The 10,263-nt window shown below is 36.9% G+C and carries 15 protein-coding genes; 13 read left to right on the forward strand and 2 right to left on the reverse strand.

Annotated elements, in window-relative coordinates:
• The first annotated feature begins 347 nt into the window (after positions 1 to 347).
• The 13 genes from V7K46_RS15305 (at position 348) to V7K46_RS15365 (ending at position 8,158) form a co-directional block, all read left to right on the forward strand.
• On the forward strand, positions 348 to 1,208 hold the full coding sequence (locus V7K46_RS15305) for a protein kinase domain-containing protein (protein ID WP_335114463.1): 861 nt from the start codon (positions 348 to 350) through the stop codon (positions 1,206 to 1,208).
• A gap of 235 nt (positions 1,209 to 1,443) precedes the next feature.
• Positions 1,444 to 1,704, forward strand: coding sequence for a DUF2281 domain-containing protein (locus tag V7K46_RS15310; RefSeq protein WP_335114465.1), 261 nt, complete (start codon positions 1,444 to 1,446; stop codon positions 1,702 to 1,704).
• Positions 1,691 to 2,104, forward strand: a complete 414-nt coding sequence (locus V7K46_RS15315) for a type II toxin-antitoxin system VapC family toxin (protein ID WP_335114467.1) — start codon at positions 1,691 to 1,693, stop codon at positions 2,102 to 2,104. Before V7K46_RS15310 ends, V7K46_RS15315 begins: the two co-directional genes overlap by 14 nt.
• 369 nt (positions 2,105 to 2,473) lie before the next feature.
• On the forward strand, positions 2,474 to 2,659 hold the full coding sequence (locus V7K46_RS15320) for a type II toxin-antitoxin system HicB family antitoxin (protein WP_335114469.1): 186 nt from the start codon (positions 2,474 to 2,476) through the stop codon (positions 2,657 to 2,659).
• A 128-nt stretch (positions 2,660 to 2,787) separates the two neighbouring features.
• Positions 2,788 to 3,135, forward strand: coding sequence for a CopG family transcriptional regulator (locus V7K46_RS15325; RefSeq protein WP_335114471.1), 348 nt, complete (start codon positions 2,788 to 2,790; stop codon positions 3,133 to 3,135).
• Positions 3,136 to 3,170: 35 nt separating this feature from the next.
• The gene (locus V7K46_RS15330) at positions 3,171 to 3,572 is read left to right on the forward strand and encodes a type II toxin-antitoxin system VapC family toxin (RefSeq protein WP_335114473.1); all 402 of its coding nucleotides are present in this window, start codon (positions 3,171 to 3,173) and stop codon (positions 3,570 to 3,572) included.
• A gap of 20 nt (positions 3,573 to 3,592) precedes the next feature.
• A complete protein-coding gene (locus V7K46_RS15335) occupies positions 3,593 to 3,820 on the forward strand; it encodes a DNA-binding protein (protein WP_335114475.1) in 228 nt (75 codons plus the stop codon).
• Between the two features lie 5 nt (positions 3,821 to 3,825).
• Positions 3,826 to 4,077 carry a hypothetical protein gene (locus tag V7K46_RS15340; protein ID WP_335114477.1) on the forward strand — a complete coding sequence of 84 codons (252 nt, stop codon included), beginning with the start codon at positions 3,826 to 3,828 and terminating at the stop codon, positions 4,075 to 4,077.
• Positions 4,078 to 4,343: 266 nt separating this feature from the next.
• The gene (locus V7K46_RS15345) at positions 4,344 to 4,916 is read left to right on the forward strand and encodes a LemA family protein (RefSeq protein WP_335114479.1); all 573 of its coding nucleotides are present in this window, start codon (positions 4,344 to 4,346) and stop codon (positions 4,914 to 4,916) included.
• Between the two features lie 282 nt (positions 4,917 to 5,198).
• Positions 5,199 to 5,918, forward strand: coding sequence for a hypothetical protein (locus V7K46_RS15350; protein ID WP_335114481.1), 720 nt, complete (start codon positions 5,199 to 5,201; stop codon positions 5,916 to 5,918).
• 63 nt (positions 5,919 to 5,981) lie between these two features.
• Complete coding sequence (locus V7K46_RS15355) at positions 5,982 to 6,125, forward strand: hypothetical protein (RefSeq protein WP_335114483.1); 144 nt, start codon at positions 5,982 to 5,984, stop codon at positions 6,123 to 6,125.
• The gene (locus tag V7K46_RS15360) at positions 6,100 to 6,867 is read left to right on the forward strand and encodes a DUF1350 family protein (RefSeq protein WP_335114485.1); all 768 of its coding nucleotides are present in this window, start codon (positions 6,100 to 6,102) and stop codon (positions 6,865 to 6,867) included. Before V7K46_RS15355 ends, V7K46_RS15360 begins: the two co-directional genes overlap by 26 nt.
• Positions 6,868 to 7,021: 154 nt before the next feature.
• Complete coding sequence (locus V7K46_RS15365) at positions 7,022 to 8,158, forward strand: PP2C family protein-serine/threonine phosphatase (protein WP_335114487.1); 1,137 nt, start codon at positions 7,022 to 7,024, stop codon at positions 8,156 to 8,158.
• Here V7K46_RS15365 and V7K46_RS15370 read toward each other — a convergent pair whose 3' ends face one another.
• Positions 8,159 to 8,485 (reverse strand): STAS domain-containing protein, encoded by a 327-nt coding sequence (locus V7K46_RS15370; RefSeq protein WP_335114489.1) that lies wholly within the window; start codon positions 8,483 to 8,485, stop codon positions 8,159 to 8,161. It lies immediately after the preceding gene.
• Positions 8,486 to 9,498: 1,013 nt separating this feature from the next.
• On the reverse strand, positions 9,499 to 10,164 hold the full coding sequence (gene grpE / locus V7K46_RS15375; protein WP_335114490.1) for a nucleotide exchange factor GrpE: 666 nt from the start codon (positions 10,162 to 10,164) through the stop codon (positions 9,499 to 9,501).
• Positions 10,165 to 10,263: the final 99 nt, after the last annotated feature.

The raw sequence follows: 10,263 nt of genomic DNA on the forward strand, positions 1-10,263 counted from the left end.
CTTTTCAAGTCGCAAAAGCTACTTTTCAAGTCACAAAAGCTGCTTTTCAAGTCACAAAAGCTGCTTTTCAAATTACAAAAGCTACTTTTCAAGTTACAAAAGCTGCTTTTCAAGTCACAAAAGCTAGTTTACGAGTTCAAAAGTTGATTTACAAGCCAGGGCAAAGCGCGATACCTTTATGGAAAACATGGCGTTTAATGGATTGACTGTGGAGGCTTGACGAAAGTTGCGATCGGGTTAGTGTATTAAGCTAGATAAATATAATGTAATGTCATACCCCCACCTCAGTGTTTTCCTGGATGGGGGTTTGCTATTATGGAGTTTTGATAATTAGGCTAAATACACAAGTGATTAATCCACCAAATTTTCAGCCACCAGAAGAAGGTCATTCTATTTATGATAATGGAATGCGATACTTGATTGGTGAAGTTATTGGTCAAGGATACTATGGAAAAGTATATAAATGTGAAGATGAGTGGGGCAATGAACTTGTAGCTAAAGTGCTTGTCCCTCGAAATCAAACATACGAAGAAGTTCGAGAACAGTGGCTAAAAGAACTAAAAAACCTCTTGTTACTTCGCCATCAAAAGATTACCTTTGTATATGCTGCTTTTGAACATCGTAATACTTTTTATCTTATTATAGAACGCTGTCATTTTACACTCAATGACTTGCTTAAGTTACCAATTTCACAAAGAGAACTTTGGCTACCACATGTTGCACGAGAAGTATTACAAGGAATTGACTTTATACATAAAGCAGGCTATGTTCACAAAGATATCCATCATGGAAATGTTTTTTTGTCATTGTTACAGGATAAGATGAATCCAAGTAACAATCCAATTTGTATGTTCAAAATTGGTGATTTAGGAATAACTAGATTAGAGAAAGATATTGACGTATTTAATACAATACTTGCACAATGGATGTTACCGCCAGAATATCTGGCTCCAGCAAAATATGGACTAATTGGAAAACAGATAGATATATACCACACAGGGTTATTACTATTAAGTTTACTTCTTGGGCAAATTCCACAATTTACTCGTAAAGAAATCTTGGATGGAAAGCCCCGCCAAATAGCAGAGAGTCTTTCTTCGCCGTATAGTACAGCAATAGCAGGAGCATTGCGTAGGCATGTAGATGATAGAACCCAAACAGCCTTAGATTTTTGGCGGGATATATCAAAGGTAAGTAGATTACAATAGTAATCAATAATTTTCTAGTTTTAAACCTGCCTTCGTAAGTTTTCTTCCTATAGCCGCGACTTCAATTGTTTGGTATTCAAAAGGATAAATTTAGCAAGTGCGACGCCGAATAGCCCGTTGTGACATCGCACTGTTCAGATTAATTTATCACGCGCGATCACGTTACCTCATTCAGGTTTAAAATTAGTCTATAATAGGGCCATACCGAAAATTTTCCTCAATTTAGAAGTTAATTATGCTTATAAAATTTGAAGAAATATATAGAGATATTGATACTTTACCAGAAGAAGCTCAAATTTTACTACTTGATTTTATTCAGTTACTCAAAAAGCGTTATCCACAATTAGAATCAGAAAATCATAGTCAGGAAAAAAATCTTTATGAAAAGTTTGATGAAATTGGATTAATTGGTTGTTGTTCTGTTGACGAAAATTTATCAACCAGATATAAAGAAGTTTTATCTAATACATTAGATAAAAAATATGATCATCGTTGATACAGGATTTTGGTTAGCTCTTATTGATAAAAAAGACACTCACCACGAAAGAGCAAAACAAACTTTAAAACAATATAATGAACCTTTAATTACAACATGGTGTGTTGTCACAGAAACTTGCTATCTTTTGCTAACTCGCAAGGGAGTTGACGCTGAAATTATTTTTCTAAATAGTCTGCAACAAGAATTATTTACGATTTTCAATTTAGAACCTCACCATACTCCTCGAATTATTGAATTAATAAAAAAATATGCTAATCTTCCAATGGATTTGGCTGATGCCTCCCTAGTAATTTTAGCAGAATATTTAGGGCATGGACGCATTTTTTCAGTAGATCAGCGTGACTTTAATACCTATCGTTGGAAGCAAAGTTATCCTTTTGAAAATCTCCTATTTTGAAGTAATTATAATATGTATTCTTGAGCAATCAAAGCTGAAACCCGTAACTTTATTTGTTGAGCAGATAACTCTTGCTTTTGCCTTTTCGCAAGTAAAAATTCTACAAAATATAATGCCTCTTTTTACTTATCAAGAGGGAATTTTTTTACCTTGTATAGAATAATTTGCTCAATACTCATTTTCTCTAGCCTCTGGTATTAAGTAATATATTTTAAAATTTAAAATATTATTTTGTTATATGCCTTGATAAATTATAAATTCATCAGCCGCGATCGCGCAATTTCTCTTCTATCAATGATATGAAGTAATAAACTTAGGATTTGAGCGTTATATTTATTCTATACCTCAACTATACAAGATTAATTTATTATGAAGTTTCAAGTAATTTTTACCTTTGATTCAGAATATAAAGGCTACGTTGCTGAGGTTCCTGAACTTCTCGGCTGTGTGAGTCAAGGCAAAACATTAGATGAGGCAGTTAAAAATATTAAAGATGCAATTACGGGATATCTTCACGTTCAAGCTAAACATGGCAAACCTTATATTCCTAAATAACCGCAAAGTTTATCGGGAAAGTTGTACTATAAATGGGATGTTTATCAAATATCTTCGATAAGAAAGCTGTCAATCTCACAGCCTCAGTCAACTATAATGTACTTAAGATTTTACACAAGGATGGAACCATGACTAACACTCAAAAGATGGTTCGCTTAAATTTAGATTTGTCACCTGAATTAAATCAGATACTAGACGAACTAGCAGAGAAAATAGGCACAAGTAAAAGTGATGTTCTGCGTCAGGCTATAACCTTGATGCAAATCATGGTTATAGCTAAAGAAGAAACCAAAAAATTAGGAGTTCCAGAAGCAAATCAATTGATAGTGAATGAAATCATTTTCTCATCTGAGGAGCAGCCAAAACCGCATTCACCACAGGCTTTTTTAGAAACATTTGGAACCTGGGAAGATACACGCACCACAGAAGAGATTATTGATGATATATATTCAAGTCGGACTGTAAGCGATGTCTAACGACAAGCCGCTTTGCGTCTACGCAATTATAGCTTGTGAACTATTTACTCGACACTGATACGTGTATTTATTGGCTTAACGGTCGCCAGCCAGTCAGAGAAAAACTCTTAGCAGTCGGATGGGATGAAGTATGCATTTGCGTTATCACTGCTGCTGAATTGTATTATGGTGCATACAATTCTAATCGAGTTTCAGAAAACTTAGCTAATGCAGAAAGATTTATTCAAAACTTACCCGTTGTACCTTTAACTGATCCTGCTCTCAGAACGTTTGGTGAATTAAAGGCAGAACTCCGTAGAATAGGACAAACAATTGCTGAATTTGATTTACTAATTGCTAGTGTTGCAGTTGCAGAAAATTACACTTTAGTCACAAACAATACTCGTCACTACAGCCGCATTTCTAATTTACAGTTGGAAAACTGGATTTTACCTTAAAAATATTAAATAAAATAGAAATGATTGCACAAGGAAAAAATCAACGAATTAAAATAAATTTAGATTTATCGCCAGAAGTTTATGAGACACTAAACAATCTGGCACAACAGATTAATGGAGATAATGCTGAGGTGCTGCTAAAAGCGATCGCTCTCCTAGAAATAGCCGTTGAAGCCAAGCAAAAAGGCAAGCATATTTGGATTGTAGATGATAACCAAAATATTGAAACTGAAATTATTGGTATCTAAATAACATGATAGATATAATAGATTTATCAAAAATAATTGCCAACAAAGGCGACAACCCACTAATTATCTCAACTGTAAACTTGCAGTCACAAGAAGACTCAGAACCGGAGCGAAGACTGCGAGAATTAAAATTTAAACAAGAACTAAGAAAAGATTGGATTTTATTTATTGTCAGGGATGTAGTAATTTTTCCGGCTGCCATCCTTTTCATTTTTGCTGTCAGCGGTTATTCCCTATTCACCCAGATTTATAGGTAACTTATCTAATAATATATAGCAATTTTATCTGAGCCGTGAAAATCGCAAGGTTTAGATCCCCAACTTTGTAAAAGTTGTCGGGTATCTCGTGCAGTCTCAGTAAATTTGCGTAACTAATTTTACAGACGACGAAGGTAACTTACTAAAAGTAGACTCATCTTTATATCCACATAAATTTTGCTGGATATAAAAATTACTGTGATTGGTAAATCTGCAAAAAAGTAAGTACCTGATGCGAATAATCTAAAAATATGGGGCTTTTAATATTGTCTGTTGTTTTAGTTACCATGATTGCTGTAATTATCATTGATGGCTACAACGATTTAGTCAACTATCGCAACCGTTACAAAAATGCTTACTCTCAAATCGATATTCAATTACAGCGCCGCTATGACTTAATTCCCAACTTAGTGGAAACTGCCAAAGAGTACATGAAACATGAGCAAGAAACCTTAGAAACAGTTATTACCGCCCGGAATTCTGCAATTAATGCTAGCAGTCGTGCCATGCAAAATCCCGGTGATCCCCGAGCGATGCAGCAGTTGGGTAATGCTGAAGGGGCGCTGACGGGTGTGTTAAATCGCTTGATGGTACTTTTGGAATCTTATCCAGAATTCAAAGCCGATCGCGCCATGAGCCAAGTAATGGAGGAATTATCTTCCATCGAAAACCGGATTGCTTTTGCACGTCAGGCTTTTAATGATGCGGTGACACTTTACAACACCAAGAGTGAATCTTTCCCTACCAATTTGGTAACCAATACTTTTAACTTTACTGCTGCCGAATTACTGCTAGAAGCCATTCCTGAAATGAAAACTGCTCCCCGCGTCTCTTTTTAGGTATCTATGAATTTATTTGAACATAACGCGTTCACGTAGTCTCTCCAAGAGTTAGCGGCAACTCTTGGAGACGCTGCGTGTCTACAATAGTTTTCACAACTCAAATAGGATTGCTGTAGTACAAATAGTTGTCTTAGCAAAAGAGTATCATATTGTACAAAAAATTTTGACATTGCCTAGAAATATTAACTTGCTTAAAAAAGTTTAGACAAAATGCCAGCATTCCAGAAATTTGATTGCTATATTAGATCAAATAACTATTCTGGCAAGGATTAAAAAGCTGTGCGGGATGATTTACAGGGCTTGGAAATTAGTCAGGATGAACTGCAAAAGCTGACTAATTTACCTGTCAATGCTCACCTTTTAATCATTACAAATTCTCTCCAAAAATTAGCAAAAATATACATTCAAAAAATTAAAAGTTCGGAAGGAGCAACTGTAATTTTTATTGGGTTTGCTACATTTGTGTTTGGCTATCTTTTATTTGATATAATTATCAAAATTTTCTTATCATGGATAACAATTCCATCCTGGATAGTATTAACTATCTTAGGTCTTTGGGTTGGCGGTCTTACACAAAGTATCTTATATTTAATATGGAGAAGAAAAAGCAAAGTTGTCAAACTTAACATGACAAATTCTCTGCAAATCCTGTTAAATGATGTTCAAAGATATAATACTGTTATTAAAGCAATAGATATCAATGACCAAATAGAAGAAGCTGGTAATCCAGAAGTACTTATAAAAGAAAGAGAGAATGTTCTGGCAGCGCTTAAGCTCACCAAAGCCGATTTAGTTCGCGCTTTGAAAACAGAAAGGATTTTGAGAGAAAATAAGAGCTTTATCCTTAGTAATACAGAGCTATTCGTGAACAATTTAGCAACTTTAACAGCCATGCAAGTAAATGAACAGGCTACTGAGCATGGAAGGTTACTCAATGAAGCATTACAGATTGCATTAGATGTGCAACACGAAATGAAAAGATTACAAACTCAGCGTTAAAACCAATACTCAGGGCGAACCTGCGTAACAGAAGTGAGTTTGAGAGCGCGTAGATGCTGCTGGGTGGGTTGGTTTCCAATCTATTTGCCAGATATCCTCAATGGCTTTTTAGATAATCCTTCCCACGGTTGCGATCCCCGGTCTAACATAAAGAATATCAAGCAAGCGATCGCTCATTGGCATGGACTGGAAAGAAGTCAGAGGTAACTGGGTAATCATTCCCCGAAATCCCATAGGGATCATCCATTTTTTAGGAGGTGCATTTGTCGCCACTGCACCGCACATCACTTATCGCTGGTTACTCGAACAACTTGCAAGTAAAGGTTATGTTGTAATTGCTACGCCTTTTGTCAACACATTGGATCATACTGCGATCGCAAAATCCGTGCTGTTAAACTTTGACCGCACCCTCGAACGCTTACATGATTCTGGGGCATTACGCAAGCTTTACTTCCCCATTTACGGCGTTGGACACAGTATGGGCTGCAAACTTCACTTACTGATTGGTAGCCTCTTTCAAGTAGAACGTGCAGGCAATATTTTAATATCCTTCAATAACTACGCTGCTAAAGAAGCTATTCCCTTAGTAGAACAATTCAATTCTACTTTCGCGATCGAGTTTACCCCCTCACCGTTGGAAACCAATAAGCTTGTCCAAGAGCGTTACAATATCCGGCGCAATTTACTAATAAAATTTAGCAATGACACCATTGATCAATCAGCAGCTTTAACCAAAATCCTACAAGAACGTTTTGATGAGATGGTGACAGCACAAACCTTACCAGGAAATCATACAACACCTCTAGGTCAAGACATTAAATGGCAAACTGGAACATCTTTCACCCCCTTTGATGCCTTAGGGCAATGGTTCAAGCAAGAAGCATACCGCGATTTAAACCAGCTAAAAAGTACCATCCTATTGTGGGTGAATCCTCTTGCCCCCCCATAATGTTTTATGACGTTAAAAAGTCATAAATTCGATGGAAAAATATAAATGAGTTAGTAGTATCTTTATATAGATACTACTAGCTTATTAGCCGATACCGTATTTTTATTTCCTATTTGAACAGCAAGTTTTTAATAAGTGTTTCCTACAACTTTCTATGTTTCAAATACTAATAATTGATGACGACTATTCAATAAAAATACTCCTGAAAAGGATGTTGCAAAAACAGGGTTATGAAGTAGTTACTGCCAGTAGCGGTGAAGAAGGAATAGAAAAGGCACTGTCTTACCGTCCAGCACTAATTATTTGTGATTGGATCATGCCAGGGTTGACTGGACTCGAAGTTTGCCAGCGCATTAAGGCAGACCCGAAATTTTATACGACATTCTTTATTTTATTAACATCCTTAGATTCCGTTGCCGATTGCGTCAAAGGTCTAGATGCTGGTGCTGATGATTTTATCTCCAAACCTATTGAGCACAATGAATTACAAGCACGGGTAAGAGCGGGATTACGCCTACATCAGTTGAGTAGAGATTTGCAGGCTCAAAAGTTACTTTTAGAATCAGAAATGTCAGAAGCCGCAGAATATGTGCGATCGCTACTGCCTCTTTCCATGACCGAACCCTTCAATATAAATTTCCGATTCATTCCCTCGCGGCAACTCGGCGGTGACTGCTTCGATTACTATTGGCTCGATGCTGATTATTTGGCAATTTACTTACTCGATACTGCCGGACATGGACTCAAAGCTACTCTTCCCTCTGTTTCAGTCCTAAATCTGCTGCGCTCCCGTGCGCTCAAAAGTCTGAATTACCATCAACCTAGTGATGTATTAAAGGCTTTGAATGATACTTTTCAGATGAATTATCAAAATGACAAATACTTTACGATTTGGTATGGAGTTTACAACCGAATCAACCGCCAGTTAATTTATGCTAGTGCAGGTCATCCACCAGCAGTTTTAGTAACCGGCACATCTCCCAGAAAGTCTGAAGTTAAACTTTTGAAAACCCCTGGTATGCCAGTTGGCATGTTTCCAGAGGCAAAATATGTTGATGCGTTTTGCAATATTGAAAAATTCAGTATCCTTTATATTTTTAGTGATGGCGCTTATGAAATAAATAAATCAGATGGCATACTTTGGAGTTTGGATGCTTTTATTCAACTACTGGTTAGTCTGCAAGATCCTGTTGACTGCCAACTCGAGCGCATACTGAGTTATTTAATTGCTCTGAACTCCAAAGATGCTTTTGATGATGATTTATCTATTTTGCAAATGAAGTTTGATTAATTACGTATTGGAGACTAAAACCTGATTAAATGCGTCTTGACTGGGGAATATTTCAAATACTTTATCCATATTAGTCAGTTCAAATAATATCCTGACTTGCTCATTAATTGAGCAAAGAGCAAGCTTAGTATCTGCTGCTCGCAGGGTTTTGAAAGCTAAGACTAAAGCTCCCAAACCTGAACTATCCATAAATGTTACATCTTTAAAATCAACTAACACAATTTTCGCACCAGTTTCTAGAATATTATTGATATTTTGTCGAAAGTCTTGTGAAGTTGTGGCGTTTAAATTACCAGTGAGCTTAATAACTTTTACTTCTTCTCTCATAATTATGTCACGCTGATTTGTGTAAATGATGCTCTTATTTCGCCATTATATAACATTTGAAAATGCTTGTAAAATAAAAGCTAAGATTACATCTTGAGTAATCATTAATAATTAATCATCATAGATAAAGATTAATTATAAATATTTTAATAATATGTTTTTTGGAATTCCAAAAAACATATTATTAAATAAGTATAGCTTTCCTACTAGTAACAGACCAATTAGAAATAAAGCAGGTAAGTGAGTCGGCACGATGAAAATTATATATGTTTAGTTTTGTAAAAATGTTGGAATGACCGATTTATAAGCTTTTTGCTTTAGATGTTTTGTCACAGATGTTGATTTTTAACGCCAACTTGCTTGCATCTGATTAATGTATGTATGTACTGATCTACAACCTGAAGTTACTGCTTTTCAGATTATTTACCAAATATTTTTGTAAAACTGAGATTCTCGAATAAACCTCATGATGATAGCCGTAATTAAACAATTCAAGATTCAAGGGGTTGCAGTGATAGTGCAGCTAAACCGAGTCTAGCAGCGGCATTCCTCTGCCTGGATACTGGGTGGTAGGTATAGATTATTCTCCAATTTGACGGCGGATCTGCATCACCCACCAAATTTTCCCAGTCTCTAGCCCCTAATTTAGCACTATAAGCAAAAATACTATGAAAATTACTCAACTATCGGGGTTTCACATCAGAATCATTAGTACATATAACCATTTCTTGACTACTGAGTATTTATGATAGTAACCAGGATCTACATTTATTTATGTCCAATTACTTACATAATTGAAATAATTTACCTCTGGACTACCGCTCTAGAGCCAAAAATTTCGCTTTCAACAGCGCCAAGCAAGCTCAAACGCACACCAACGCTCTAACAGAAGTTCTCAGAGGTCATCGCCTCGGCTATTTTAGTATTCCCAATATCTCTTATTTATCAACAGATAACACAAAAAGTAAAGAGTTATGAATTTTTAACCCCTTACTGACTAATTCCTAACTCCCTCAAACAGCACTGACTTTAGCTCTGTAAAGTAGCTTTTCACCTTGAAGGTAGCCAGTGTAGCGCACCTTGACTTTTTCACCAGGTTGTGCAATGCCCTCCATCAATTGGTGCAGTTGGGGGTCATAAGGTAATTCTGCTCCCACGGGTGCGATCGCTTCCACTCCCCATGCCTGTAAAAGCCTTTCCAGGGGTTTCTGCACCAACGGTACTATTTTGACTGCTGCTAGCTGGGGATTTTCTTGCGCTTTCTGTGCTGCCGTTGGCCATTGCAATAATAAAGACTCCAGCAGTTGCAAACTCGACTGCTGGAGTTCTTGTAGTAATATCTCTTGCTGTTGTTCTATTTGTTGCTGTGAGCGATCGTACTCTGTTCTTAAATCTGCAATCTGTTGTAACAATTCCTGAGTAGGCGCTGTTTTCTCTTGTAATAACTCTACAGTTGAAAAAGTTGTGACTAATTCACTCAATGGCATCTGTAGCACTGGCGACAGCTTGAGCAGCACTTCTACCCGCATCTGCTCTAGCTTTCCTTGGCGTAACCGCAAAAGTTGACGCTCTGAGACACCAGCAGCCCGACTCAGCGCTTTAAAACTAGAAATACCCACCTGTTGCATTAAATCTTGCAACTTTTGGGTATTGGGTATTGGGTATTGGGTATTAGGCATTGGGTATTAGGTATTGGGCATTGGGGAGCCAGTGCGTTGCGGTGAATCCAGCGCTGTAGGCGGGTTTCCCGCCGTAGGCGACTGGTGTTAGCGCAGCGT

The organism is Nostoc sp., from assembly GCF_036917395.1.
In the GTDB taxonomy this organism is placed as follows: Bacteria; Cyanobacteriota; Cyanobacteriia; order Cyanobacteriales; family Nostocaceae; genus Nostoc.

What these genes read in the sequence shown, in the direction of transcription:
- V7K46_RS15310 (WP_335114465.1), top strand. Translation starts at nt 1,444, where the DNA reads ATGCTTATAAAATTTGAAGAAATATATAGAGATATTGATACTTTACCA.
- V7K46_RS15315 (WP_335114467.1), top strand. Translation starts at nt 1,691, where the DNA reads ATGATCATCGTTGATACAGGATTTTGGTTAGCTCTTATTGATAAAAAA.
- V7K46_RS15320 (WP_335114469.1), top strand. Translation starts at nt 2,474, where the DNA reads ATGAAGTTTCAAGTAATTTTTACCTTTGATTCAGAATATAAAGGCTAC.
- V7K46_RS15325 (WP_335114471.1), top strand. Translation starts at nt 2,788, where the DNA reads ATGACTAACACTCAAAAGATGGTTCGCTTAAATTTAGATTTGTCACCT.
- V7K46_RS15335 (WP_335114475.1), top strand. Translation starts at nt 3,593, where the DNA reads ATGATTGCACAAGGAAAAAATCAACGAATTAAAATAAATTTAGATTTA.
- V7K46_RS15340 (WP_335114477.1), top strand. Translation starts at nt 3,826, where the DNA reads ATGATAGATATAATAGATTTATCAAAAATAATTGCCAACAAAGGCGAC.
- V7K46_RS15360 (WP_335114485.1), top strand. Translation starts at nt 6,100, where the DNA reads ATGGACTGGAAAGAAGTCAGAGGTAACTGGGTAATCATTCCCCGAAAT.
- V7K46_RS15365 (WP_335114487.1), top strand. Translation starts at nt 7,022, where the DNA reads ATGTTTCAAATACTAATAATTGATGACGACTATTCAATAAAAATACTC.
- V7K46_RS15370 (WP_335114489.1), bottom strand. Translation starts at nt 8,485, where the DNA reads ATGAGAGAAGAAGTAAAAGTTATTAAGCTCACTGGTAATTTAAACGCC.
- grpE (WP_335114490.1), bottom strand. Translation starts at nt 10,164, where the DNA reads ATGCCTAATACCCAATACCCAATACCCAATACCCAAAAGTTGCAAGAT.